The 25,713-nt window shown below is 71.3% G+C and carries 24 protein-coding genes; 16 read left to right on the top strand and 8 right to left on the bottom strand.

Going from position 1 to position 25,713, the window contains the following annotated elements:
• Positions 1–2 precede the first annotated feature (2 nt).
• From rpsK to truA, 5 genes are all read left to right on the top strand, one after another.
• Positions 3–410, top strand: coding sequence for a 30S ribosomal protein S11 (rpsK, locus tag QP939_RS09065; protein ID WP_004558885.1), 408 nt, complete (start codon positions 3–5; stop codon positions 408–410).
• 23 nt (positions 411–433) lie between these two features.
• Positions 434–1,039, top strand: a complete 606-nt coding sequence (rpsD, locus tag QP939_RS09060; protein ID WP_125306120.1) for a 30S ribosomal protein S4 — start codon at positions 434–436, stop codon at positions 1,037–1,039.
• Positions 1,040–1,132: 93 nt separating this feature from the next.
• Positions 1,133–2,203: a DNA-directed RNA polymerase subunit alpha gene (locus QP939_RS09055; RefSeq protein ID WP_043781960.1), complete on the top strand. Its 1,071-nt coding sequence runs from the start codon at positions 1,133–1,135 to the stop codon at positions 2,201–2,203.
• A gap of 41 nt (positions 2,204–2,244) precedes the next feature.
• On the top strand, positions 2,245–2,799 hold the full coding sequence (gene rplQ / locus QP939_RS09050; protein ID WP_285456177.1) for a 50S ribosomal protein L17: 555 nt from the start codon (positions 2,245–2,247) through the stop codon (positions 2,797–2,799).
• 73 nt (positions 2,800–2,872) lie between these two features.
• Complete coding sequence (gene truA / locus QP939_RS09045) at positions 2,873–3,700, top strand: tRNA pseudouridine(38-40) synthase TruA (RefSeq protein WP_285459701.1); 828 nt, start codon at positions 2,873–2,875, stop codon at positions 3,698–3,700.
• A 58-nt stretch (positions 3,701–3,758) separates the two neighbouring features.
• On the opposite strand, the gene QP939_RS09040 is transcribed toward truA, so the two are convergent.
• Genes QP939_RS09040 through QP939_RS09030 form a run of 3 tightly spaced genes read right to left on the bottom strand, consistent with a single transcriptional unit; the run spans position 3,759 to position 6,048 of the window.
• Positions 3,759–4,478, bottom strand: a complete 720-nt coding sequence (locus QP939_RS09040) for a hypothetical protein (protein ID WP_285456176.1) — start codon at positions 4,476–4,478, stop codon at positions 3,759–3,761.
• On the bottom strand, positions 4,475–5,710 hold the full coding sequence (gene eccE / locus QP939_RS09035) for a type VII secretion protein EccE (RefSeq protein WP_285456175.1): 1,236 nt from the start codon (positions 5,708–5,710) through the stop codon (positions 4,475–4,477). Before eccE ends, QP939_RS09040 begins: the two co-directional genes overlap by 4 nt.
• Entirely contained in the window at positions 5,674–6,048 is a 375-nt protein-coding gene (locus QP939_RS09030; RefSeq protein WP_285456174.1) for a hypothetical protein, read from the bottom strand. The genes eccE and QP939_RS09030 overlap by 37 nt, the downstream gene beginning before the upstream one ends.
• 252 nt (positions 6,049–6,300) lie before the next feature.
• Here QP939_RS09030 and eccB point away from each other — a divergent pair, with 252 nt between their 5' ends.
• The 3 genes from eccB (at position 6,301) to QP939_RS09015 (ending at position 9,390) form a co-directional block, all read left to right on the top strand.
• Entirely contained in the window at positions 6,301–7,938 is a 1,638-nt protein-coding gene (gene eccB / locus QP939_RS09025) for a type VII secretion protein EccB (RefSeq protein WP_285456173.1), read from the top strand.
• A 64-nt stretch (positions 7,939–8,002) separates the two neighbouring features.
• A complete protein-coding gene (locus QP939_RS09020) occupies positions 8,003–8,323 on the top strand; it encodes a hypothetical protein (RefSeq protein ID WP_285456172.1) in 321 nt (106 codons plus the stop codon).
• Entirely contained in the window at positions 8,320–9,390 is a 1,071-nt protein-coding gene (locus tag QP939_RS09015; protein ID WP_285456170.1) for a WXG100 family type VII secretion target, read from the top strand. The genes QP939_RS09020 and QP939_RS09015 overlap by 4 nt, the downstream gene beginning before the upstream one ends.
• A 36-nt stretch (positions 9,391–9,426) precedes the next feature.
• Here QP939_RS09015 and QP939_RS09010 read toward each other — a convergent pair whose 3' ends face one another.
• Together QP939_RS09010 and eccD are read right to left on the bottom strand one after the other, a co-directional pair.
• Positions 9,427–11,058 (bottom strand): S8 family serine peptidase, encoded by a 1,632-nt coding sequence (locus QP939_RS09010; RefSeq protein ID WP_285456169.1) that lies wholly within the window; start codon positions 11,056–11,058, stop codon positions 9,427–9,429.
• A 20-nt stretch (positions 11,059–11,078) separates the two neighbouring features.
• Positions 11,079–12,443: a type VII secretion integral membrane protein EccD gene (eccD, locus tag QP939_RS09005; RefSeq protein ID WP_285456167.1), complete on the bottom strand. Its 1,365-nt coding sequence runs from the start codon at positions 12,441–12,443 to the stop codon at positions 11,079–11,081.
• A 428-nt stretch (positions 12,444–12,871) separates the two neighbouring features.
• Here eccD and eccCa point away from each other — a divergent pair, with 428 nt between their 5' ends.
• The 5 genes from eccCa (at position 12,872) to QP939_RS08980 (ending at position 20,280) form a co-directional block, all read left to right on the top strand.
• The gene (gene eccCa / locus QP939_RS09000; RefSeq protein WP_285456166.1) at positions 12,872–16,882 is read left to right on the top strand and encodes a type VII secretion protein EccCa; all 4,011 of its coding nucleotides are present in this window, start codon (positions 12,872–12,874) and stop codon (positions 16,880–16,882) included.
• Between the two features lie 103 nt (positions 16,883–16,985).
• Positions 16,986–18,983, top strand: a complete 1,998-nt coding sequence (locus QP939_RS08995; protein ID WP_285456165.1) for a type VII secretion-associated protein — start codon at positions 16,986–16,988, stop codon at positions 18,981–18,983.
• A gap of 14 nt (positions 18,984–18,997) precedes the next feature.
• Complete coding sequence (locus QP939_RS08990) at positions 18,998–19,354, top strand: hypothetical protein (protein WP_285456164.1); 357 nt, start codon at positions 18,998–19,000, stop codon at positions 19,352–19,354.
• A gap of 253 nt (positions 19,355–19,607) precedes the next feature.
• Positions 19,608–19,925, top strand: a complete 318-nt coding sequence (locus tag QP939_RS08985) for a WXG100 family type VII secretion target (RefSeq protein ID WP_285456163.1) — start codon at positions 19,608–19,610, stop codon at positions 19,923–19,925.
• Between the two features lie 61 nt (positions 19,926–19,986).
• A complete protein-coding gene (locus QP939_RS08980) occupies positions 19,987–20,280 on the top strand; it encodes a WXG100 family type VII secretion target (protein ID WP_285456162.1) in 294 nt (97 codons plus the stop codon).
• Between the two features lie 154 nt (positions 20,281–20,434).
• On the opposite strand, the gene QP939_RS08975 is transcribed toward QP939_RS08980, so the two are convergent.
• The gene (locus QP939_RS08975; protein ID WP_285456161.1) at positions 20,435–21,127 is read right to left on the bottom strand and encodes a DUF4333 domain-containing protein; all 693 of its coding nucleotides are present in this window, start codon (positions 21,125–21,127) and stop codon (positions 20,435–20,437) included.
• Positions 21,128–21,156: 29 nt separating this feature from the next.
• On the bottom strand, positions 21,157–22,050 hold the full coding sequence (locus tag QP939_RS08970) for a hypothetical protein (RefSeq protein ID WP_285456160.1): 894 nt from the start codon (positions 22,048–22,050) through the stop codon (positions 21,157–21,159).
• Positions 22,051–22,312: 262 nt separating this feature from the next.
• Between QP939_RS08970 and rplM the strand changes: the two genes are divergently transcribed.
• The 3 genes from rplM (at position 22,313) to glmM (ending at position 24,788) form a co-directional block, all read left to right on the top strand.
• Complete coding sequence (gene rplM / locus QP939_RS08965) at positions 22,313–22,765, top strand: 50S ribosomal protein L13 (protein ID WP_004560141.1); 453 nt, start codon at positions 22,313–22,315, stop codon at positions 22,763–22,765.
• 14 nt (positions 22,766–22,779) lie between these two features.
• Positions 22,780–23,280 carry a 30S ribosomal protein S9 gene (gene rpsI / locus QP939_RS08960; protein WP_285456157.1) on the top strand — a complete coding sequence of 167 codons (501 nt, stop codon included), beginning with the start codon at positions 22,780–22,782 and terminating at the stop codon, positions 23,278–23,280.
• A gap of 173 nt (positions 23,281–23,453) precedes the next feature.
• On the top strand, positions 23,454–24,788 hold the full coding sequence (gene glmM, locus QP939_RS08955) for a phosphoglucosamine mutase (RefSeq protein WP_285456156.1): 1,335 nt from the start codon (positions 23,454–23,456) through the stop codon (positions 24,786–24,788).
• A gap of 45 nt (positions 24,789–24,833) precedes the next feature.
• Here glmM and QP939_RS08950 read toward each other — a convergent pair whose 3' ends face one another.
• A complete protein-coding gene (locus QP939_RS08950; RefSeq protein WP_285456154.1) occupies positions 24,834–25,709 on the bottom strand; it encodes a cytochrome P450 in 876 nt (291 codons plus the stop codon).
• Positions 25,710–25,713: the final 4 nt, after the last annotated feature.

Raw genomic sequence — 25,713 nt, 5'->3', positions numbered from 1 at the left:
ACATGCCACCGAAGTCTCGTACCGCGGCCGGGGCCAAGAAGGTCCGCCGCAAGGAAAAGAAGAATGTCGCGCACGGTCACGCGCACATCAAGAGCACCTTCAACAACACCATCGTCTCGATCACGGACCCGACCGGTGCCGTGATCGCGTGGGCGTCGAGTGGTCACGTGGGCTTCAAGGGCTCCCGTAAGTCCACCCCGTTCGCCGCGCAGATGGCCGCCGAGAACGCCGCCCGCAAGGCCGCCGAGCACGGCATGAAGAAGGTCGACGTCTTCGTGAAGGGCCCGGGTTCGGGCCGCGAGACGGCGATCCGCTCGCTGCAGGCGGCCGGCCTCGAGGTCGGCACCATCCAGGACGTGACCCCGCAGCCTCACAACGGCTGCCGCCCGCCCAAGCGGCGCCGGGTCTGAGGAACGGGGAGGAGTAAGAAGAAATGGCTCGTTACACCGGCCCCGCGACGCGTATTTCGCGTCGCCTCAAGGTTGACCTCATCGGCGGCGACCAGGCTTTCGAGCGTCGCCCCTACCCGCCGGGCCAGCACGGCCGCGGGCGCATCAAGGAGTCCGAGTACCTCCTGCAGTCGCAGGAGAAGCAGAAGGCTCGCTACACCTACGGCGTTCTCGAGCGTCAGTTCGTCCGGTACTACAAGGAAGCCGTCCGGCGTCCGGGCAAGACCGGTGAGAACCTGCTGCAGATCCTCGAGTCCCGCCTGGACAACGTGATCTACCGCGCCGGCATCGCCCGCACGCGCCGCCAGGCGCGCCAGCTGGTGAGCCACGGCCACTTCCTGGTCAACGGCCAGAAGGTGAACGTCCCGTCGTTCCAGGTCACCAAGTGGGACATCATCGACGTGCGGCCGAAGTCCATGGGCATGCTGCCGTTCGTCGCGGCGAAGGAGTCCTTCGGCGAGCGCCCGATCCCGGCGTGGCTGCAGGTCGTCCAGTCCAACCTCCGCGTGCTGGTCCACCAGCTGCCGGAGCGCGCGCAGATCGACGTTCCGGTCCAGGAACAGCTGATCGTCGAGCTCTACTCGAAGTAATCGAGTCACGGGCGGCGGCGCCCCCAGTGCGCCGCCGCCGCGCCATCCCTTCGACGTCATATGGCGGGCGTCGTCTGGAAAGGAAAACAAGGAATGCTGATTTCCCAGCGGCCGGCTCTCGGCGAAGAGACGGTCAACGAGACCCGCTCCCGGTTCACCATCGAACCGCTGGAGCCCGGCTTCGGCTACACGCTCGGCAACTCGCTGCGGCGCACGCTGCTGTCGTCCATCCCGGGCGCGGCCGTGACGAGCATCCGCATCGACGGCGTGCTGCACGAGTTCACCACCGTTCCCGGGGTGAAGGAAGACGTCACCGACATCATCCTGAACCTCAAGGAGCTCGTGGTGTCCTCGGAAGAGGACGAGCCGGTCACCATGTACCTGCGCAAGCAGGGCCCGGGTGAGGTCACGGCTGCCGACATCGTGCCGCCGGCCGGCGTCACCGTGCACAACCAGGACCTGCACATCGCGTCGCTGAACGGCAAGGGCAAGCTCGAGATCGAGCTCGTCGTCGAGCGCGGCCGCGGTTACGTTCCCGCCCTGCAGAACAAGCAGGCGGGCGCGGAGATCGGCCGGATCCCGGTCGACTCGATCTACTCGCCGGTCCTGAAGGTGACGTACAAGGTCGAGGCGACCCGTGTCGAGCAGCGCACCGACTTCGACAAGCTGATCCTGGACGTCGAGACCAAGCCGTCGATCACGCCGCGCGACGCGGTCGCGTCGGCCGGCAAGACGCTGGTGGAGCTGTTCGGTCTCGCCCGCGAGCTGAACGTCGACGCCGAGGGCATCGAGATCGGCCCGTCGCCGCAGGAGGCGGACACCATCGCCGCCTACGCGATGCCGATCGAGGACCTGGACCTCACCGTCCGGTCGTACAACTGCCTCAAGCGCGAGGGCATCCACACGGTGGGCGAGCTGGTCTCGCGCAGCGAGGCGGACCTGCTCGACATCCGCAACTTCGGCGCCAAGTCGATCGACGAGGTCAAGCTCAAGCTCGTCGGCCTCGGCCTCGCGCTGAAGGACAGCCCGCCCGGGTTCGACCCGACCGCGGCGGCCGCCAGCTACGACGGCGAAGGCTGGTCGGAGGGTGTCGGTGGGATCGCCGACGGCATTTCGGACGGCCACGACGATGGCCAGGACTACGCAGAGACCGAGCAGCTCTGAGGCCGTGTGCCTGGACGCTGTGAGCTGAACTAGGAGAACCAATGCCCACCCCTACCAAGGGAGCCCGGCTCGGCGGGTCGTCCGCGCACGAGCGGCTGATCCTGGCCAACTTGGCCACGCAGCTGTTCGAGCACGGCAAGATCACGACCACCGAGGCGAAGGCCCGCCGGGTCCGCCCGCTGGCCGAGAAGCTGATCACGAAGGCGAAGCGGGGCGACCTGCACAACCGTCGTCAGGTGCAGAAGGTCGTCCGTGACAAGGACGTCGTGCACAAGCTGTTCGCCGAGATCGGTCCGCACTTCGCGGAGCGTCCGGGCGGCTACACCCGGATCACCAAGACGATGGCGCGCAAGGGCGACAACGCCGCCATGGCCGTCATCGAGCTGGTGGCCGAGAAGACGGTGACTTCGGAAGCCGAGCGCGCTCGCAAGACGAAGTTCGCCAAGGACGAGAAGCCCGCCGCCGCCCCGGCTGCCGAGGAGACCACCGAGGCGCCCGCCGCCGAGGAGGCTCCCGCTGCCGAGGAGGCCAAGGCCGAGGAGACCACCGAGGCCCCCGCCTCGGAGGAGACCGACGCCGACGCCAAGAAGGACTGACGTCCTGACGGCCGCTTCGACACCGGACGAGCCCGCCACTCCCGCTGGGGAGGGCGGGCTCGTTCGTCTGCGCCTGGACGTCTCCTACGACGGCACGGACTTCTCGGGCTGGGCCCGCCAGCCGGGCCGCCGGACGGTCCAGGGGCTGCTGGAGGAGGCGCTGCGGAAGCAGCCGCCGGGTGCGTCGGTGCCGAAGTCCGTGGTGGTGGCGGGCCGCACGGACGCCGGGGTGCACGCGACGGGCCAGGTGGTGCACGTCGACGTCGTCCCGCTCGCGGAACCTTCGGGCCGGATCCCGGTGTCGCCCGAGGGCATCCCGGACCTGACGCGCATGGTGGGCCGCTGGAACCGCCTCCTGCCGGGGGACGTGCGCGTGCTCGGCGCCCGGGTGGCCCCGGATGGTTTCGACGCGCGGTTCTCGGCGATCCGCCGTCACTACCGCTACCGCGTCTCGGACGCGCCGTGGGGCGTGGACCCGTTGCGCCGCCACGACACGCTGGCGTGGAACCGTCCACTGTCGACGGACGCGATGAACGCCGCCGCGGCGGACCTGCTGGGCCTGCACGACTTCGCGGCGTACTGCAAGCAGCGCGAGACGGGCACGACGATCCGCGAACTGCAGCGCCTCGAGTGGGAGCGCGTGGACGAGCACCTGCTGGAGGTCCGGGTCTCGGCGGACGCGTTCTGCCACTCGATGGTCCGCAGCCTGGTGGGAGTCCTGCTGCTGGTGGGCGACGGCCGCCGCACGGACGAGTGGCCGTCGAAGGTGCTGGAGAGCGGCATCCGCGACAGCGCGGTCGCCCCGGCCCACGGCCTCACCCTGCTCGGCGTGGACTACCCGCCGGACGAGGAACTCGCGGCCCGCGCGGAACAGACCCGCAACGTCCGCACCGCGCCGTAACCGAAAGCGGGTGGCTCCCCGAGGGGAACCCCCCGCTTTCGCTTGTCCGAAGAGGACCTCAGTCGCCGCGGCGGACGGGGCCCAGGAGCTGCTGCTCCTTGCCGGTCGTGACCAGGCGCAGGGGGCGCCACAGGTTGCGGCCCAGCGCCACCACCTGGTCGTCCTTCAACGTCGTCAGCTGGCGCATCATCTGGGGCGGCAGGCGCCAGATGCGGGCCGCCAGCTCGGCCTGGCCGGCCGGGAGGCGCTGCATCAGGACCAGGTCCGCCGCGTTGGCCGTCGCGCCCGCCTGCGGGTGCAGGTACGGCAGGACGTACACCGTCGTCTGCCACGGCGAGCGGGGCGGGAACAGGTCCTGCGGTGTCGGGCCGCCGTCGGTGACCACCAGCAGCGGCGCGTCCTCCGACGGCCGCGGCAGCTCGACCGGTGAGAGGCGGCGGATCTGCACCAGCGGGGACGGGCGGCCGTCGCGGCTGCCCGCCGCGCGGGACAGCACCTGCCACTCCGTCGGGCGACCCGTCGCGACGACGACCCACGCGCCGACCGCCATCGCCCGCATCGCCACCTGGCGGGCCAGGTACAACCCACCCACCAGCACGATGCGCGTCGGCGTCGAGCGCAGCGCCGAGATCGTCAGCGGCTCGCCCTTGAGGCCCGAGCCGAGCACGATGCCGCCGCGGTCACCCGACGGGCTGATCGCGTCGAGCATCGCCGGGTCCACGGTGAACTCCGGGGCCACCCCCAGGTTCTGGCCCGCGTCACGCATCCGGGAACTCATGCCGTGCCTCCGATCGGCAGCGTCGCGGCGAACGCGGAAACCTGCAGCCCGCGCAGCGGCGTCAGGTCCACGCCGAGCCGCTCGGACAGCCCGTTGAGCCGCTGCTCGGCGGCGTCGAGCTCACGCGGGTTGCGCGCGCTCAGCCGGACCACGCCGCGCAGTCCGATCTTGCCTTCGTCGGACGCCGGGGAGATCGACATCGCCAGCGTCGCCGACAGCGCGCGGACGCTCGTCAGCGCGTCCAGGCTGCCGGTGATCTTGCCCTTCGGCCAGCCGGTGATCGCGTAGCTCGCGTGCCCGATGCCGGCCGCGGTCACGCCGGACCACCGCTCCTGCAACGTCACCTTCGTCGGCGAACCGGCGACGGCGGTGAGCTCGGCGGCCGAAATGCTCGCGCGCAGCAGCTCGTCCGGGTCCAGCGGGCGGGTCGGCACGCCCTGGGACTCCAGCGCGTTGCGCACCCGCGAGAGCGCGCCGATGAGGGCGCGGTGGGCGCCGACGACGCCGCCGCCGCGTTCCCGGATCGCCGCCGGGCAGCGCTTCGGGTCCAGCCGGATCGCCACCCACGTCGTGCGTCGCGCCGCCGCGGGCAGCGGGCCCAGCACCTCCATGTAGGAGGACAGGGCGGGCGAGTCCGACGGCAGCGCCGCGCTGCCCGGGTAGCAGTGCCAGATCATCTGGATGGAGTCGAGGACCACACCGCGGTCTTCGAGGCACGGCGCGAGCGCCGACAGCGGCAGGCTCGGCGCGCCACCCGCCTGGGTGATCAACGCCGGGGTCGGCTCGACGAGCAGCACCGCCGTCCAGGTGCCGTCGTTCCACGCGATCCCGACCTGCTGGCGCTCGTGGTCGACGCCGTGCGCCACCACGAGGTCCGGCACCGCGATGCGGAGCAGGTTCACGCGGGCGTCGTCCGGGCCGGTGACCGTGGTCTCCTCGGCGGCGAGCTCCTCGACGGTGCTCGGCGGCAGCGGGTTCGCGACGCGGTCGTGGGAACGGAAGGAGTAACGCATCGTCAGGCCGACCCACTGGGTGAACCAGCGGCCGCGCCAGCGCAGCAACGCGACGATGAGCGCGAAGCCGACGACGCCGACCCCGACCCACTTCAGCGACATGTCGATGGCCAGCAGCACGAGCCCGACCGCGAGGCCGACCTCGAGCACGACGAGGTTCGCCACGGGCAGCGGCCCGAGGGTCACGCCGCTGGTGCGCCGCCGGGAAGGAGGAGCCATCCGGACCGGCGCGGGGCCGGGCGGAGGAGCGGGCGGGCCGTCGGCACCTTCGGGTCCGGGGCCACCAGGTCCTCCCGGACCGCCAGGGCCGCCGGGGCCACCGGGACCGCCGGGCCCACCGGGTCCGCCCGGACCGCCGGGGCCGCCAGGTCCTCCCGGACCGGGGCCGCCGGGACCACGTCCGCCCGGACCGGGACCAGGGCCACCGGGACCACCCGGGCCGCCGGGACCAGGACCGCCGGGACCGCGCGGAGGAATACCGGGTCCTCCAGGACCGCCACCGGGTCCGCCGGGGCCTCCAGGACCGCCGGGGACGCCACCGGGACCTCCCGGGCCACCGGGTCTGCCCGGCCGCGGCGGCGGGCCCGGCGGACGGCCGGGCGGCGGGGGCCCGGGCGGGCCTGGCGGACGTGGAGGAGTGGTGACGGACATCCGCGCTTTCTCTTCCCCTCGTGGCTTGCTGCGTACCCGGAAAGCCGGGTCCCGGGGTGTCCGACACTAGCCGGAGTTGGTAGAAACCCCACACCAGACGGTCCCCGTACGGCTATCCTGCGGAACCGTACCGCGACGGGGAGAGCTGTAGGTCGAGAATGCCATCAACACCCACGACTAAGTCTCAGGTCCAGGCGTATCAGTTCGTCCTACGGCGGATGCAGTCCGCGCTGGTCCGGCGGGACGCCGTGATGCTCCACGACCCGATGCGCACCCACACGAGGGCCACGATCGTGGGGGTCGTGCTCGGGGCGCTCGGCATGATCGTGTTCGTCGTCTGGGGGCTGCTGAGCCCGAAGCCGTCCGTGCCGGAGGCCGGCAACATCGTGATCGGCGAGCAGTCCGGCACGGTCTACGTGGTGGCGGGCAACCCGAAGAAGCTGATCCCGACGTTCAACCTCGCGTCGGCGCGGCTTTTGCTGCTGGCGCAGTCGAAGCAGTCGAGCGCGGGTGCCGGCGGCACGGCGGCGGCCCCGCCCGCGCCCGCCGCGGCGAGCAGTGCGAGTGTGAAGAACCCCACGGTCGTTTCCGACGACCAGCTGGCGTCCATTCCGCGCGACAAACTCACCGGCATTCCGGACGGCCCGCAGCTGATCCCGACGGATTCGCAGCGGATTTCCCCCGATTGGGCGGTGTGCGACCAGGTCCAGCTCGACCCGTCGCTGCCGAACCCGGACATCGGCAAGACCAACACCTACGTCTTCGGCGGGGTCGCCCCGAGCAGCCTCGGCGCCGAACTGGGCGAGAACGAGGCGTTGCTGGCGACGGCCGAGAACGGCAAGACCTACCTGATCTACCGGCTGCCGAGCTCGCGGAACCGGCCGAACGCCAACACCGTGCGCGCCGAGATCGACGTCGCCAACCCGAACGACGCCGTCCGCACGGCGCTCGGGCTGCAGCAGCGGCCGCGGAAGATCACCCAGGGCCTGCTGAACGCGATCCCCGAGGTCCCGCCGCTGACGCCACCGCGGATCGCCGACGGACAGGCGCCCGCCGACTTCGACGGGCTGACCGTCGGCGACGTCTTCTCCACACAGCCGACCGGTGACCAGCCGAAGTACTGGGCCATCACCACGAACGGCATCCAGCAGGTTTCCCAGGCGGTCGCCGACGTCATCCGCGTCGCGAAGCACGGCAGTGCGAGCAAGCCGCGGCAGCTCGGCCTCGACAAGCTCGCCGGCGTGCGCGTGCTGCAGCCGAGCGACCCCGACTACATCCCGGTCGACGAGTTCCCGCGCGCGGTCCCGACGGTCCTCGACGCGACGAAGAACTCGTCGGTCGCCTGCCTCGGCTGGTCGCTGGTCGGCTCCGGCAATGACCAGGACGCGCACACCTCGGTGTTCGTCGACACGCAGCTGCCGGGCCAGAAGGCCACCGGCGACAAGTTCACCCCGATGACGGTGACCACGCCGGGCCCGAACCGCGTGCCGATCAACGGCTTCTACCTCAAGCCCGGGTTCGCCGCGGTGGTCCAGTCCGCCACCGGCAAGGACAGCTTCGGCAAGGGCGCCATCCAGCTGATCTCCGACCGGGGCGTGCGCTACAGCGTCCCGGACGCGCAGACCGCGGACGCGATCGGGCTGAACAACCGGCAGCCCGCGCCGGAGTCGATCATCGGGCTGCTGCCGACCGGCGCGTCGCTGAACACCCAGGACGTGTTGAAGCAGTTCGACTCGGTGCCGATCGACCCGAACGCCGGCACGTTCCCGACGCCGACGCAGCAGGCGGGGCCCTGACCGGAACCACCGGCCGGCCGCGGGCGTCACACGCTCGAAGGTCTTTTCGTGAGCGGAGGTGCCCGTGGCCGGCTTGAGGATGGACGGCGTCGTCGTCGCCGAGTACGCCAAGACGGCCGAGGGGGCCGCTGACGACTTGGACGCGGCGGCGGCGGAAGTCGGCGGCGAGGGGTTCTCCGCGGAGTCGTACGGCGCGCTGGGGGCCCAGATCGGGCTCGGTGAGTCGTACGGCCGGGCGGCCGGGGCGTTGCGGCGTCAGTTGACCGACGGCGCGGAGGCGCTGCGCTCGGCGGCGGAGGCCCTGCGGCAGGTCACGGTCCGCCACGGCGGGCAGGACGAAGAGGCCGCCGAGCTGATCAAGCGCGCCGGAAGGCTGGACGGATGATCGCCGAAAGCTCCACCGAGTCCATCCCGCACCCGCTGGCGAAGCAGGCCGCCGTGCCGGTCCCGCAGGGCGAGGACGTCATCACGGCGGCCGAGCCGTACCTGGGCTACCTCACGGACTTGTCACGGCAGCTCGGGGTGATCGACCCGGTCGAGACGTACTTCCGCCCGCTGATCGGCCGCTGGGCCGACCTCGGTGCGGAGGCGGACCGCCTCCGCCAGGCGGCCTCGGCGGCGGCCGAGGTGTCGGCCCGCCTCGAGGATCAGCTCGGCCGCCTCGACGCGGGCTGGGAAGGCCGCGACGCGGACTCGTTCGTCGCCTACATCCGCGAAATCGGCGCGGCGGGCGGGGATCTGCAGGAGGCGCTGAACGTCCTGGCGGGCGCGCTCGACGACATGGTGGAGACGGTCCGCGACGTCGTCGTCGACCTGGTCGGGGTGCTGGTGGACGCGGCCGAGCTGACGTCGGAGACGATGCTCCTCCCGACCGGCGGCACGCGCCGGGCCCGCGCCCAGCTGCAGGAGACGCAGGAGTCGGCGAAGGCCCTGTACGAGACGGCGCGCGACGTGATGGAGGCGTTCAACCGCCTGTGCGACGGCGTCGACGACCCGGACGCGGCGGCCACGAGCATCGAGATCAAGCACCGGTACCCGCAGGAGCGCTTCAAGCTGCACGACGGCGCGTTGAACGAGGCGGGCTCGGACGAGCAGGCCACGGCCGCTACCGGTGCTGCCGCCGAGGACGTGACAACGCCGTCTTCGGCCTCGGAACCGGCCGAGCCGAAGCACACGGACTCCGGGACACCGGACGACGGTCAGCCGGCGCCCCAGCAGGCTCCCGCCCCGCAGGAGCACCAGAACCAGGGGATGTCGGGCGTTCCGATGATGCCGATGATGGGCTTCGGGGCGTTCGGCATGGGCGGCGGCCAAGGTCGTCGGCCGTCGAAGTCGCGTCAGGTCGTGAAGCCGTCGGAACTGCTGGGCGAGCCGGGTTTGGTTGCCCCGCCCGTGATCGGCGAGGACGAGAAACCCGCGCCGCCACCGGAAAAGAAGCCGCCGGCACAGTGAAACCCCCGGCCCGCGGGCCGGGGGTTTCCCGTTGGCTCAGCGCCGGGTCGACGTGGTTTCGGCCGGGCGGGTGCGGCGGACCGTCCGCATCACGAAGACCGTGATCAGCAGGGCGACCACGCCACCGGCGGTCCCGGCCAGCGCGACGATCACCGGCGTCGAGCTGCGGTCGTTGGCGGGCGGGAGCTGGGCCATCTGCTGCGACGGCATCGGCGCCATGTTCCCGACTTCCGACGGCAGGATCTGCGTCAGCGCCGCGACCGGGTCGATGACCCCGGCGCCGACGAACTGGTCGCGCCCGCCCGGAGCGGCCGGGTGCTGAGCCGTCTCCTTGATCCGGTTGACGACCTGCTTCGCGCTGAGGTTCGGGTACTTCGCCCGGACCAGCGCGGCGAGACCCGCGACGTACGGCGCCGCGAAGCTGGTGCCCTGGATCTCGCTCGCCTTGTCGCCGCTTTCGAACGTCAGGTTCGCCAGGCCGCTGGACCCCTCGGCCGGGTCGAGCGAGATGATCTTCGTGCCGGGCGCCGCGACGCCGACCCAGGGGCCGTGCACGCTGAACGGCGCCACGCTGCCGGTCTTTTCCTCGATCGCGCCCACGGACAGCACGTCGTCGGCGAACCACGGCGGCGTGACGATCGTCTTCGGCCGCTTCACGTCCGGCTGGTCGTTCTGCGGGCACTTGTCCGTGACGTTGCCCGCAGCGGCGACGATCACGATGTCCTTCGAAGCCGCGTAGTGGATGGCCGCCTGCACCTGCTGCTCGCCCGCGGTGATCCCGCCGTCGGCCGTGCGGCAGTTGTCGACCGACATGTTGACGACCTTGATGTCGCCGCGGTCGGCGATCCGCACGAGGATCTCGGCCAGCGTCTTCAGGGTGCCCGCCGTGCCTTCCTTCTCGAGCTGGCGGCCACCGTTCGTCTGCCCGGGCGAGGTGTGGTCGCCTTCGCTGCTGCCCCCACCTCCGGAGCTGGGCGGCAGCTGCGTTTCCGACCCGGCGGGCGGGTTGGTGCTCGACGACGGCGTGCCGCCGGTGCTGCTGGCCGGCGGGGCCGCCGTTTCCTTGGCGGGCCCGTAGTTCTCGCTCAGCTGGCGGAAGGACACGATCGTCGCGTCGGGCGCGACGCCGACGAAGCCGACCTCGGGGTTGTCGGGCTTGGCCGCGATGATCCCGGCGACTTCGGTGCCGTGGCCGTCGCAGTCCTCAAGGCCCGGTTTCTGGCCGCGGGTCGTCCCGGCGACGTAGTCCCCGCCCGATTCGAGGCGGTTCTGGAACCACGGGTGGTTGGTGACGCCGGTGTCGATCACCGCGACCTTGATGCCGCCGCCCGCCGAACGGTCGGGGGTCGCGGCGCGGACGATGTCCTGCGCCTTCGAGATCTGCAGGTACTCCTGACCCCACGGCCGGTTCTTGATCTCGATGTTCTGACCGAGCGTGCTGCGCTGCACGCACCCCTTGGTCTGCGTGTAGTTCTTGTCGGGCTTGCCTTCGTCGGCGGGCCGCTTGCTTTCGTCGACCGGGGGCGGGGTCGCCCAGTAGCCGTCGGCCGGGGCGGTCTGCGCCCACGCGGGCAGGGCGGCGCCGAGCGGGGCCAGTACGCCGAGCAGGCCGGTCAGCAAAGCGGTGGTGGTGCGCCGGGCCGGGCCGAAACGCCGTCCTACAACCATCCGAGATTCACCCGATCCGGTCACTTGAAGTTCAGGTGCCGCAGGGTGGTGTAGAGATCCATCACACCCAGGGCGAGCGGGAGCACCGAGGCGATGCAGATGCCTTCGATGATCTCCACGGTGCGGCGCAGCGGCGGCGAGAAGCGCTGGTTCGGGAAGATCACGCCGACGACGAGCGCGCCCGCGGCGAGCAGGACCAGCACGCCGAAGACGTACAGGAGGCGGTTCTCGGCGCTGGCCGAGACGAGCCAGCCGATCCCGATCCCGGTCGCCGCGACGAGGCCCGTGGTCAGCAGGGCGATCGCCTGGCTGCCGTTGGCGTACGCGCGGGCGCGCAGGAGCAGCACGAGCGTCGCGACGACGCCGAGGATGATGCCGAACGCGCCGGGCGCGGTGGCGGCGATGATCGCGGAGATGGCGACGGTGGCGCCGCAGCCGATCATCAGGCCGGTCATGTAGTTGTGCGCCACCGCCGTGCGGCGCTCGATCGCGCGGTAGTCCGGGAAGCCGGAGTCTTCCTTGAGCTCTTCGGCGTTGCTCGGGACGTGCGGCAGCGGCAGCTTCGCCAGCCAGATCGTGGCGCGCGGCAGGAACGAGATGCAGGCGAGGGCGACCGCGACCGTGCCGGCCGCGATGCCGGCCGCCGGGTGCGCGACGAGCGTGCCGAAGAGGAAGGCCAGCGCGCCGAAGGTGCCCGCGGTGGCGGCGGCGATGAACGTCGTGATGCCCGCGCCGATCACCATGATGCAGACCGAGGCGACGATGATCACGAGGACCGCGCCGAGCAGCAGGTTCGCCCGCAGCGAGAGCCCGGGCACGATGTAGAAGCCGCTGACGAAGGCCAGCGGCAGCCCGCCGGCCGCGGCGATCAGCACCCCGGTCGCTTCGGCGTGGTAGGCCTTGGCGAGCGTCGCGCCGACCGCGACGCAGGCGATGGCACCGATGCCGCCGGCGATGGCGGCGCCGAGCGCGGAGCCGCCGTAGAAGGAGCCGCTCATGAACAGCGCGACGGCGGCGACGAACAGCGCCAGCCCGCCCGCGATGTGCCCGAAGCGGTTGGCCGTCTCCTTGGTCCACGGCCGGAAGCTGTCGGGCGAGGACTCGGCGATGGCGTCGACGACGTCGTCGTAGAGCGGCGGCGGCGGGTTCTCGTTGCGCTTGCGGAGCTGGAGCAGCTCACCGTCGACGACGCCGAGCGAGGCGAGCGTGCGGCTCGGGTCGAGCGGGGCGTCGCCGAGCTTGGCCAGCGCCCAGCCACCGTGCCGGGCCCCGCCGTCCGGCGAGGTCTCCTTGGCCATGTCCAGCAGCATCGGCAGCAGATCGGCCACCGCGACGTCGGCGGGCAGCGCCACGTCGATCCGCGTGGAGGGCGCGACGACCGTCACCCTGCTGAAAACTGTCGTGCCCGTAGCCACTGCACTGCCCCCGCTCGGTTGAGACTGCTCCCGGGGGAACTTATACCGAACCCCGGTGCCGACATCATCGAACGTCCGAAATTCACCGGCAACGGCAGGTCAGGTCACCGCCCGCCGGGTGGGCTGAAGGGGACGTTCGTCTCATCTGATGCGCTGAAGGGTCCTTTCCTGTCATGTGATGGGAGGAAAGGACCCTTCAGCCCACCGTCCGGGTGCGGGTCGGGGCCGAACCTGCGCGTTACTGTCGGTGGTGGGTCGTACACTCGGATCCGAGGGCAGGGGACCGGGCTCACGAGGGCGGTTCCGGCATCCGCCGGAATTCCGCCGCGGTGTTCGATAGGTTGTTCCGCGCACCTCGCGCACCAAAGCGGCGTCGAGTTTGAATGAGGGGTCCTTCGATGAGCACGCTGCAGTTCAAGAAGTCGCCGCGGCTGGCGGCACCTCGCCCGCCGGGCGGCGAGGTGCACCTCGAGCCGCCGCCCGAGGTGCCCCGGGTCATCCCCGGGAACATCGTCATGAAGGCCCTTCCGGTCGTCATGATCGTCGCGTCGCTCGGGATGATGGTCTTCATGTTCCAGGCCAGCAACCGGAACCCGATGATGATGGCCATGGGCGGCATGATGGTCGTCGGGACGCTGGGCATGATGGCCGGCGGCGGTGGCAAGGGCGGCGGTGCCAAGCGCGCCGAGATGGACGAAGATCGCAAGGACTACCTCCGCTACCTCGGCCAGATGCGCGACCGGGCCCGCGAGGCGATGGTCGACCAGCGCGCGGCGCTCGAGTGGGTGCACCCCGACCCCCAGTCCCTCTGGTCGCTGGCCGCCAGCCGCCGGATGTGGGAACGTCGCCAGAACGACCAGGACTTCCTGCACCTGCGCGTCGGGCGCAGCTCGCACCGCCTCGCGACGCGGCTGGTGCCGCCGCAGACCGGGCCGGTCGACGAGCTGGAGCCGATCGCCACCCTCGCGCTGCGCCGGTTCGTGCGTGCGCACTCGATCGTGCCGGACCTGCCGACCCAGATCACCCTCCGCGGGTTCGCCGCGGTGAGCATGCAGGGCGAGCGCTCGCTGACCCGCGGCCTCACCCGCGCCATGCTCGCGCAGCTGGTTTCCTTCCACAGCCCCGACGACGTGCTGATCGCGGTCGCCACCGCCGGTCGCGCGAAGGAGGAGTGGGAGTGGGCGAAGTGGCTGCCGCACGTCCAGCACCCGACGCTGTCCGACGGCATCGGCCAGCTCCGCATGATGGCCGGTTCGCTGGCCCAGATCGAGAACTGGCTCGACGAGGAACTCCGTGACCGGCAGCGGTTCTCCCGCAACGCCACCCCGGCGCCGGACCAGCCCCACGTCGTGATCATCATCGACGACGCCGAGGTGACCCGGGAAGAGCAGATCATCCTCGAAGAGGGTCTGGTCGGCGTCACCCTGATCGACCTGTCCGACTCGATCGGCAACCTGGCCGCCCGCCGCGGTCTGCGGCTGGTCGTGGAACCGGATCGTCTCGGTGCGCGCAGCGCCGGTGGCGTCGAGTGGTTCGGCCGCCCGGACACCCTCAGCGTGGTCGAGACCGAGTCGCTGGCCCGCCTGATCTCGCCCTACCGCGTCGGTGGCGCGGCCGGGCAGGACGTCGGCGACGAAGAGCCGCTGCTGTCCAACCCGTCGCTGCTGGAGCTGCTCGGCATTCCCGGTGACCCGATGACGTTCGATGTGCAGCAGGCCTGGCGTCCCCGCCCGATCCGCGACCGCTACCGGGTCCCGTTCGGCGTCGGCGAGTACGGGCAGCCGGTGGAGCTGGACATCAAGGAGGCCGCGGCCGAGGGCATGGGCCCGCATGGGCTGTGCATCGGCGCGACGGGTTCGGGTAAGTCGGAGTTCCTGCGCACCCTGGTCCTGGGCATGCTGGCCACCCACTCCTCCTCGACGCTCAACTTCGTGCTGGTCGACTTCAAGGGTGGTGCGACGTTCCTGGGCCTGGACAAGGCCCCGCACGTCTCCGCGGTGATCACCAACCTCGCCGACGAAGTCACCCTGGTCGACCGGATGAAGGACGCCCTGGCCGGGGAGATGAACCGCCGTCAGGAGGCGTTGAAGAACGGCGGTAACTTCAAGAACGTCTGGGAGTACGAGAAGGCCCGCGAGAACGGCGCCGACCTCGATCCGCTGCCCGCGTTGTTCATCGTGTGTGACGAGTTCTCGGAGTTGCTGGCGGCGAAGCCGGACTTCATCGATTTGTTCGTCGCGATCGGCCGGTTGGGCCGGTCGCTGCAGATGCACATGCTGCTGGCCTCCCAGCGGCTGGAGGAAGGCAAGCTGCGCGGTCTGGACTCGCACCTGTCCTACCGCATCGGCCTCAAAACCTTCTCCGCCGCCGAGTCCCGCGCCGCGATCGGCGTCCCGGACGCGTTCGAGCTGCCCTCGGTCCCCGGCGGCGGCTATCTGAAGTACGACACCTCGACGCTGGTGCGGTTCAAGGCGTCGTATGTGTCGGGGCCGTATCGGCCGGCGGGGATCAAGGCGGCGGGTCCGGCGGCGACGGTGGTGCGGGCGGACAAGCGTCCGCAGTTGTTCGTGCCGGATTTCATCGAGTTGCCCAAGGAACCCGAGCCGCAGCAGATCGAGGCCCCCACGCCGGAGGCGCCGCAGTCGGAGGAGGCGGTCGAACCGTCGGAGTTGGATGTGATCGTGTCGCGGCTGGTGGGGCAGGGCCCGCCCGCGCACGAGGTGTGGCTGCCGCCGTTGAAGGACCCCAACTCCCTCGACACCTTGTTGCCGAACCTCAACCCGACTGATGACCGGGGTTTGTCGCCGGTCGGGTTTTTCGGCAACGGCCGCCTGCAGGTGCCGTTGGGGATCATCGACCGGCCGTATGAGCAGCGCCGCGACCCGCTGTGGGCGGATTTCTCCGGCGCGGCCGGGCACGGGGTGATCGTGGGGGGTCCGCAGTCGGGGAAGTCGACGATGCTGCGGACGCTGATCATGTCGATGGCGTTGACCCACACTCCGGAGGAGGCGCAGTTCTACTGCCTGGACCTCGGTGGCGGCACCCTGGCCGGGCTCGCCGACCTCCCCCACGTCGGCGGGGTCGCGGTGGCGCGCCGCGAGCCGGACAAGGCCCGGCGGATCGTGGCCGAGCTGACCACCCTGCTCACGGAGCGGGAGGGCCGGTTCGGGGCGATGGGGATCGACTCGATGACCGAGTTCCGCAACCGCAAACGCCGTGGGGAGATCCGGGCGGAGCAGGACCCGTTCGGGGACGCGTTCCTGATCGTGGACAACTGGCGAGCCCTGCGGGATGACTTCGAGGAGCTGGAAACCACCATCACCCGCCTGGCGACGCAGGGTCTGTCCTATGGGGTGCACGTGGTGATCGCGGCGAACCGGTGGGCCGACATCCGCCCGGCGATCAAGGACATGCTCGGCACCCGCTTCGAGCTGCGGCTGGGTGATCCGACCGAGTCCGACATCGACCGCCGCGTCGCGGTCAACGTGCCTGCTGGGCGGCCGGGGCGGGGGTTGACGCGGGAGAAGCTGCACATGCTGGGCGGGTTGCCGCGCATCGACGGCTCGAGTGACCCGGAAACCATCGCCGCCGGGGTGGCGGACGCGGTGGGGAAGATCCGGGGGGCGTGGCGGGGGCGGGTGGCGCCGCAGGTGCGGCTGCTGCCGGAGATGATCACCTACGAGGAGGTCCTCAAGCTCGATGGCCAGCGGGAGTCGAAGCTGATCCCGATCGGGGTGAACGAGGAGGACCTGCAGCCGATCTACCTGGACTTCAACGCCGAGCCGCACTTCTACGCCTTCGCCGATGGGGAGTCGGGGAAGACGAACCTGCTGCGGCAGATCGCCCGCGGGATCTCCGAGCGCTACAGCGCCAAGGAGGCGTTGATTCTGCTGGTGGACTACCGGCGCACGATGCTCGGGTTCATCCAGGGTGATTCGCTGCTGGGGTATGCGGTGTCGGCGGCGCAGCTGGAAAGCATGGTCAGCGACGTGTTCAACTCGATGACCCGCCGGCTGCCGGGCCCGGACGTCACCCAGGAGCAGCTGAAGACCCGCTCGTGGTGGAAGGGCCCGGAGTTGTTCATCCTGGTCGACGACTACGACCTGGTCGCGACCTCGACCAACAACCCGCTGCGGAAGATCTCCGACTTCCTGCCCCAGGCCAAGGACGTCGGCCTGCACCTGGTCGTGGTCCGTCGTACCGGTGGCGCGTCGAAGGCGATGTATGACCCGATCATCGGGAAGCTGAAGGAAATCGCGGCGCCGGGCATGGTGATGAACGGCTCCCGCGACGAAGGCGCCCTGGTCGGCAACATCAAACCCTCGGCGATGCCGCCCGGGCGGGGCACCATGCTCACCCGCAAGTTCGGCAAACAGCTCATCCAGGTCTCGTGGATCAACCCCGACTGAGCACGGCAGCGGGACGCGCACCGGCGGAGGGTAGGTTTCTCCCCGAGGGCGCGTCCCGGTTGCCGGGCGCGGGGGAACGCGACGAACTCTGCGGGAGCTGCTGGTGACGGTCCGGGTTGCGGTGGACTTCGGGACATCGAGTACCTGTGTCGTCGCCTCGGTGAACGGGCGCGAGCCGCAGGTCGTGGTGATCGACGGCCAGCCGCTGATGTCCTCGGCGGTGTACGCGGCGGCGGACGGCACGCTGTTCGTCGGCCAGGAGGCCGAGCGGCAGGCGGCCGTCGACCCGTCGCGGTACGAGCCGAACCCGAAGCGGCGGATCGACGAAGGCGAGCTGCTGCTCGGCGAGAACGTCCTGCGCGTCACCGACGTCGTGCACGCGGTCCTCGGCCGCGCGGTCGCCGAGGCGCGCCGCCTGGCCGGTGAGGCCGAGATCGACCTGCTCGTGCTGACCCACCCGGCCGACTGGGGCGCCATCCGCACCCGGCTGCTGCGGCAGGCCGCCGGCGGGCTGGCCCGCGAGGTCGCGCTGGTGCCGGAGCCGGTCGCCGCGGCGGTCTACCACGCGGCGACGTTCGCGCCGCAGGACGTGACGAGCGACCGCACCGTCGAGTTCAGCGGCCGCCCCGGCGACGCGCTGGCCGTGCTGGACCTCGGTGGCGGCACGGTCGACGTCAGCGTCGTGCGGCGGCTGCCGCCGGACACCGCGCGGGACCGCGCCGGCCGCCCGCAGCGCGGTGGCTTCCAGGTGCTCGCCACCCGGGGCGACCCCGGGTTCGGCGGCGCGGACATCGACCAGGCGCTGCTGGAGCACGTCGGCTCGCTGGTTTCCGCGGCGGACCCGGACGCGTGGCGCCAGCTCGTCGAAGGGCGCGAGCTCGTCGACCGGCGATGTCGGCGGGTGCTGCGCCAGGACATCCGCGGCGCGAAGGAAACGCTGTCGCGGCACGCCTACACGGACGTGCCGATGCCGCCGCCGTTCGCCGACGCGCACGTCACCCGCGAAGACCTCGAGCGGCTGATCGCCGCGCCGCTGGGCCGCGCGGTGGAGCTGACGGTCGCGGCGATCGGTGACGCGGGCCTGCGGCCGAAGCAGCTCACCGCGATCTTCCTGGTCGGCGGGTCGAGCCGGATCCCGATGATCTCCCGGCTGGTGCACGAGCGCACCGGCGTGGTGCCGACCAGCCTCGACCAGCCCGAGACGGTCGTCGCGCGCGGTGCGCTGCGGGCCGTGCTCGTGGACCCCGACCGCACCGGCGCCCTCCCCGGCGAAGCGATGGCCCGCATGGGCGCGGTGCCCGGCGGTGCCCTCAACCCGGCGGCGCAGCGCACGGAGGTCGTCCGCCCCGGCGACGTCGCCCCGCGGCCCGCGCCGCCGCGTCCCGCACCCGGCGGGTTCCCGCCGAACGCGAACCGCCCGGCCCCGCCGCCGTCGCCGCCGCACGGGCAGCCCGCGGCGCGGCCGTGGACGCCGCCCGCCGGGCAGCCCGCCCAGTTCGGTGCCGCGCGCGCCGAAGGGGCCCCGGCCGAGCAGCCTGGCAAGAAGAAGAGCCGCGGGAAGCTCTGGGGCCTGGTCGGCGTCGCCGTGGTCGTCGTGGCCGCACTCGTCGTCGGCGGTGTGTTCCTCTTCGGCGACCCCGGCGGCCAGGCCGAGACCGGCCGGACGCTGGCGCAGTACGACTTCAAGTTCGTCTCGCCGGAAGACTGGGTGCAGACCGACGACCGGGTCGCCGACAAGCAGGTCGTCATCCACCCGCAGGATTCCCGGGACGGCAACGACCTCCTGGTCGCCCAGGAGTACGTCATGGACTACGACGCGACCGCCGAGCCGCAGAAGCTCGTCGACGAGCTCAAGCGCTACGCGGTGAGCGAGCCCGAGCGCTGGAGCGCGATCACGCCGAACCTGTCGTACGCGGGCAAGATGGTGATCGGCTACCACGAGCGCAAGCCGGACCGGCCCGACCTCCAGGTCGACTGGTACGTCCTGGCGAAGGGCCGGATCCGCGTCCACGTCGGCTGCCAGTACGCCACGCCGCAGCTGCGCGACCGGGTGAGCGCGGCGTGCGTGCAAGCCGTGCGCACGGTGGAAATCCTCGACTGAGAGGAGGGCACGCGGTGCCGTCCGAAGAATTCGATAGCGCCGCGGCGTCCTTCAAGCGGATCGGCCAGGACGCGGTGACGCACTCCCGGCGCGTCGCGGGGAACGCGCTCGCGCGCACGCGGCGCCACCACAGCGAAAACGTCGAGCTGCTCAAGCGCAGCGGCCGCGGCGCGAAGCCCGGCGATCCGACGCCCGGCACGCTCCGCGCCGCCGCGGAACGGTTCCGCCGCGCCCGCGGATTGGCCGTGCCGTCGGTTCCCGATCCCGCCGATCCGGTTCCTTCGCGTTCGCAATCTCCCGCGCGTCCCCCTCGATCGGGTGACGACGAGGAGGACTTTTCCCAGATGCGAATCATGAAACGGGACGGCTGAGTACCCCGAGGTGCTCGCTGTGCGTGTGCTAACCCCGCTGGTGGAGAACGCATTTTCGGGTGACGGATCGCCATGTCGGTGCCGTTTCGGAATACCCGCGGCGATCGGTTCCCCGGTGCGGCGTTAACGCAAGCAACTACTTGCGGGCAAAGCACGACAAGGGGGAACCGGACGTGGCAGTGTCTCCGTCGTAGGGCCGTACGAACGAACAAGACCTGGTACGGACGACCACACTTGAGAAGGGGGTTCCAGCATGGCTGGATTCCAGGGAACACCGCAGCAGTTCACCGAGGCCGAGGGTCGCGTGACCGAGGTCCGCTCGGGCATGGACAGCAACCTGGCCACGCTGCGCGACCGCATCGAGGCGACCCGCGCGGGCTGGCAGGGTGAGGCGCAGAAGGCGTTCGACCACGTCATGCAGCGCTTCGACGACGACGCCCGCCAGATGAACCAGGCGCTGCAGCGCATCGCCGACCTGCTCCGCGAAGCCGGTTCGAAGTACGAGCGCTCCGAGCAGCAGCAGCAGGAGACCATCGCGGCCCTGAACAAGGGCTTCGAGGCCCTCGGCTGAGTGTCACCCCTGAACTTTCTTTCCCACACCCAAAACTTCCACAGCACAGAAGGAGCACATCATGCCTGATGGCGCCGGCATTGTCGTCAATTACGCCACCATCCACGCGGCCGCCGAGGACTGCAACAGCACGGGCAACGAGCTGCAGCAGGCCTTCGACCGCCTGAAGGACGACCTCCGCCCGCTGGTCACCACCTGGACCGGTTCCGCGAAGGAGCAGTACGACCAGGCCCAGCGCACCTGGGACCAGAAGTTCGAGGACCTGAAGCAGGTTCTGGCGCAGATCGCCGCCGCCCTGCCGCAGATCGCCGACGGCTACCAGAGCACGGACAAGGCCGTCGAGGGCCTGTTCTGATCGGTTAGTCCCGGGAACCACGGCGGGCCCGCACTCCGGTGCGGGGCCCGCCGTTTTCCTTTGTGCGGCAAGGGATCGGACGGCGAGGTCGCGGGAGCTGGCCGCGCCGCACCGGGCCCGCGTCACGTCCAGCGGCGCACCGCCGCCGGGAACCTCAGTGGGGCGCGCCGACCTCGTACTCGGGCCGGTCGTTGAGCACCCGCACCGTGACCTTCTTGTCCTGGCCCGCGATCTTCACCGTGCAGTCGAAGGTCGTGCCGTTCTCGGCGGCTTCGTTCGCCGGGCACTGCGCGTCCTTCACGTCCGGCTCGCCGTAGCTCTCGTTGAGGACCTTGACCACACCGTCCTGAAGGGACTGTCGCTCGAGGACGTCCCCGCGGAACGCGCCGAGCAGCCACGCCGCGCCGCCGCCGATGACGAGCACCAGCACCGCCGTTCCCGCCACCAGCAACGGTTTCTTCGACTTCGGCTTCTTCTCCGGCTCCGCCGCGAACGCGCCGAGGCCGCCGTACTGCGTCGGCTGGAACCCGCCGCCGTACTGCTGCTGACCAGGCTGCGCGGGCCAACCGCCGCCCGGCGTTCCAGGCTGCTGCGGGGTGGGCTGCGACGGCGGCTGCCACGGCCCGCTCGGCTGCCCCTGCCACGGCCCGGAGAACGAGCCGGTCGTGCCGGGCTGGGCCTGGTTCCACTGGCCCGTGTACGAGCCCGTGACGGCGCCCTGGTCCGGGTTCTGCTGCCACTGCCCGGCGTGCGGGCCGGTCGCCTGCTGCTCGGGCTGCCCGGCGCCGGGCTGGTTGCCCTGCGGCTGCCACCACTGCGGCTGCCGCGGGTCGGGCGGCTGGGTCATCGGAGATCACCTCGGGTCGTGGTCACGCCTCAGCTGCCCTGCGCTTCGCCGAGCCGGCGGTAGAAGTCGTTCATCGCCGCCCGGTCGGGCAGCACCGTGATCTGCGACGCGTCCGGCAGCTTCGGCATGTCCTGCAGGCTCGCCTTGCCGGTGAACCGGAAGTCGTACTTGAGCTCCAGGTTGTGGCCGTCGCCGGAGAACTTGGCCTCCATCACGAACGAGACCAGGCTGCCGTCCGGGTTCAGCGTGATCGTGGTCGGCACCATGGCCTTCTTCAGCTCCGGCCCGACCTGGTCGACCAGGCTCTGCGGCAGGATCTCGACCTTGTTCTTGACGAAGATCCCGAACGGCACGTTGACCGTCAGCGCGGTCTTGCCGTCGCCGAGGCTCTTCGCCCCGCGCACCGCCCGCTTGTCGGCCTTGTAGGCGTCGACGGTCGAGTCCGACATCCGGCACGGCGTCAGCACCCCGCCCCAGACGCACGGCTGGACCAGGCCCGCCTCGGGTTTCGGCATCGACACCCAGGCCGTCGGCGAGACGCCCTTCTGGACGTAGACCGGGCCGAGGTAGGTGTACTCGACCGTGCCGTCCGCCGGCCAGTACGTGTCGATGATCTCGTCCGGGTTCTTCAGCGACCGGTGCCGCACGACCCGGTTCTCCGGGCTGCCCGTGCGCGCCGACGTCACGACGCTGTGGATCCACTTGTCGTCGAACTTGAAGTAGGCGTCCATCGAGTTGGTGACGTCGCGCGTGTCCGTGATGGCGTCGCCGAGCTTCTTGATCACCTGCTCGAACTTGCCGCCGACGTAGTCCGCGGCGTCGTCGCCCTTCGGCAGCGCGGTGCCCGCCTTGGCCTGGCCGCACGCGCTGACCAGGGCCAGCAGGGCGGCGAGGACGAAGATCGCCGCCGGTCGTTTCCTCATCGCCGTCCCCTGCTCGACTGTGTCCCCGGGTCCGCCCCATCCTCGCGTGTCGCGCTCGCGCGCGCAGGCACTTCGGGGGGAAAACCGGGTAGAGTCCCGGCTGCGCCCGGGCCGCCCGAAGCCTAGTATGGGCGCTTCCACCCACCCCCGATGCACGGGCGCGGTGGGCGTGGGGGTATCTTCATATGTCGTTGTGCGCTGCGGCGCGTAAGCGCTAGGCCCGCACAGAACCCACACGCAATGTTGACGACGAGGTAGACCCTTGCCCACGTACAGCCCCAAGCCCGGCGACGTCACTCGTGCCTGGCACGTGATCGACGCCGAGGATGTCGTGCTCGGAAGGCTGGCGACCGAGGTCGCCACGCTGCTGCGCGGCAAGCACAAGCCGACCTACGCCCCGCACGTGGACACCGGTGACTTCGTCATCATCGTCAACGCCGAGAAGGTCGCGCTCACCGGAAACAAGCGCGAGCAGAAGTTCGCGTACCGGCACAGCGGTTACCCGGGCGGTCTGCGGAAGCGCTCGTTCGGCGAGCTGCTGGACACCAAGCCCGAGCACCTTGTCGAGAAGGTCGTCAAGGGCATGCTGCCGAAGAACAAGCTCGGCCGCGCCCAGGCGAAGAAGCTGAAGGTGTACGCCGGCCCGCAGCACCCGCACGCCGCGCAGCAGCCGCAGGCGCGCGAGATCACCAAGATCGCGCAGGTCGCGCAGTGAGTGAGGAACAGTCTGTGACCAGCACCGAGACCGAGACCCCCGAGGTCGTTGAGGCCACCGAGGCGACCGAGACCGGCGCCGTGGCCACCAGCGAGACCCCCGCCGCGCCGCGCCCGTCGCGTGCCGCGGGCGGCAACGCCCAGACCGTCGGCCGCCGCAAGGAAGCCGTCGTCCGCGTGCGGGTCGTCCCGGGCACCGGTGAGTTCAAGCTCAACGGCCGCTCGCTCGAGGAGTACTTCCCGAACAAGGTGCACCAGCAGCTCATCCGCGAGCCGCTGGTCACGGTCGAGAAGCCGGACTCCTTCGACATCTTCGCCAACCTCCGCGGCGGCGGCGTCTCCGGCCAGGCCGGTGCGCTGCGCCTGGCGATCGCCCGCGCGCTCGTCGAGGTCGACGCGGACGACCGCCCGGCCCTCAAGAAGGCCGGCTTCCTCACCCGTGACGCCCGCGCCACGGAGCGGAAGAAGTACGGCCTCAAGAAGGCCCGCAAGGCCCCGCAGTACAGCAAGCGCTGATCGCGCCTCTGGCGCAACCCACCGGAGCGCCCATCCGTCCATCGGATGGGCGCTCCGGCGTTTTTCGGGGTATCCGTGTCGTTTCCGGTGGTCGGAGCGACATCCGGGGGTGGGGGACAGCGGTCCGTCAGGGTCGCTAGGTTGTCGTGGTGGTTGTCCAAGGAGGTCGATCGATGGCACGCCTGTTCGGTACCGACGGGGTACGTGGCCTGGCCAACGGCGAGTTGACGCCGGAGCTCGCGCTGGCGCTGGCGGCCAGCGCCGCCCGCGTGCTCGCCGCGCACGACCGCTCGCACCGGCCGGTCGCGGTCGTCGGCCGCGACCCGCGCGCCAGCGGCGAGATGCTGGAAGCCGCGGTCGTGGCGGGCCTCACGTCCGCCGGGGCCGACGTGCTGCGCGTCGGCGTCCTGCCGACGCCCGCCGTCGCGTACCTGGTCGGCTCGCTCGAGGCCGACCTGGGCGTGATGATCTCCGCGTCGCACAACCCGATGCCCGACAACGGCATCAAGCTCTTCGCCGCGGGCGGGCACAAGCTCCCCGACGGCATCGAGGACGAGATCGAGGCCGGCCTCGCGGACGGCAAGGTCCGCCCGACCGGTGCCGGCGTCGGCCGCGTCCACGACGTCGACGACGCCCTCGACCGCTACGCCACCCACCTACTCGGCGCGACGCCCCACTCGCTCGCCGGGCTGAAGGTCGTCGTCGACTGCGCGAACGGCGCGTCGTCGGCCGCCGCGCCCGAGGTCTACCGCCGGGCCGGTGCCGAGGTCGTCGCGCTGCACGCCGAGCCGGACGGCATCAACATCAACGAGCACTGCGGCTCGAACCACCCCGAGAAGCTCCGCGAAGCGGTCGTCGCGCACGGCGCCGACCTCGGCATCGCGCACGACGGCGACGCCGACCGCTGCGTGGCCGTCGACTCCGCGGGCGAGCTCGTGGACGGCGACCAGATCATGGCCGTGCTGGCGCTCGCGCTGGCCGAGTCCGGCGAGCTGACCAAGGACACCCTGGTCGCGACCGTGATGAGCAACCTCGGCCTGCACCTGGCGATGAAGGCGCACGGCATCCACGTCGTGACGACGGCGGTCGGCGACCGCTACGTCCTCGAGGAGCTCCGCGCGAGCGGCTTCGCCCTCGGCGGCGAGCAGTCCGGCCACGTGGTCCTGCCCGCGCACGCCACGACGGGCGACGGGCTGCTCACGGCGTTGCGCCTGATGAGCCGCATGGCCGAGACGGGCAAGTCCCTGGCGGACCTGGCGGCCGTGATGAACCGGCTGCCGCAGGTGCTGGTCAACGTCCCGGTCGCGGACAAGGCGGCGGTCGCCGACTCGTCCGAGGTCCGCGACGCCGTCGGCGAGGTCGAGGCCGAGCTGGGCGAGGAGGGCCGGGTGCTGCTGCGCCCGTCCGGCACCGAGCAGCTGGTCCGCGTCATGGTCGAGGCCCCGGCCCAGTCGACGGCCCAGGCCGCGGCCGACCGCCTGGCCGGTGTGGTCTCCGCGGTCTCGTAACCCCCGCTCACCCCGTCGTGAGTGTTTAGGGCGGTTCTAACCGCCCTAAACACTCACGACAACTTGCGCCGAGACCAGGCCGTGGAACACCGGGTGGGTCTTCCAGCGCACCTTCCGCACCTCGCAGCCGCTGTCCAGGTGCTTCGCCAACGCCGTGAGCGCGATCTCGCCCTCGGCCAGCGCGACTCCTGAGCCTGGGCACGCGTGGCGGCCCAGGCCGAACGGGAGGCCGTCGGTCAACGACACCGCCACCGGGCCGTCCGGGCCGAAGCGCAGGACGTACCGGGCCGGGCAGATCGCCGTCACCAGCTCGCGCACGCTCCGCGGCCCCGAAGTGGCCAGCTCCAGCCCCGCGCACGCGAGGAAGTTCAGCGAGTTCTCGTACGCCGCGTGCGCCAGCACCACGGGGTTGAACATCAGCTCGTCGTCGTCGAGCCGCCCGGCCGCGTGGGCCTCGCGCAACGCCGTCAGCCCGCCCGGCCCGGCCGGGGTCCGGCTGAGCTGCACAGCGAGCCGGAACGCCGCCGCCTGCCCGGCCCGGTCCGTGCCGCCGAAGACGTCGAGGTTCGCCGTCGTCGCCTCCAGGCGGTCCAGGAAGCCGTCGTCGAGGCCGACGCCGAGCACCGCGGACGCCACCGTGCCCGCCACCGGCCGCGCGAAGTCGCGCACCAGGTCGAACGACGACCCCAGCCCGCCGACCGCCGCTTCGATCGACGCGACCACGGCGTCGGGGAGCGGCTCCAGCCCGGCGATGATCTCCCGCAGCACGCCGCGCACCCGGGTGTGGCCGTCGCCGTCGCGCAGCAGGACGCTCGGCGAGCCGCCGCCGGGATCCGACGTCAGATCGGGGGACCGCAAGGCCCGCGCGCACGCGTCACGCCCGGATACCACGCCGATCCCGCGCTTCTCGAACTCCTCCATCGCG

The sequence above is a fragment of the Amycolatopsis nalaikhensis genome, from assembly GCF_030264295.1.
GTDB classification, from domain to species: Bacteria; Actinomycetota; Actinomycetes; order Mycobacteriales; family Pseudonocardiaceae; genus Amycolatopsis; species Amycolatopsis nalaikhensis.
Note: the sequence above shows the minus strand (reverse complement) of the source record. Positions and strands in the feature narration are given on the sequence as shown.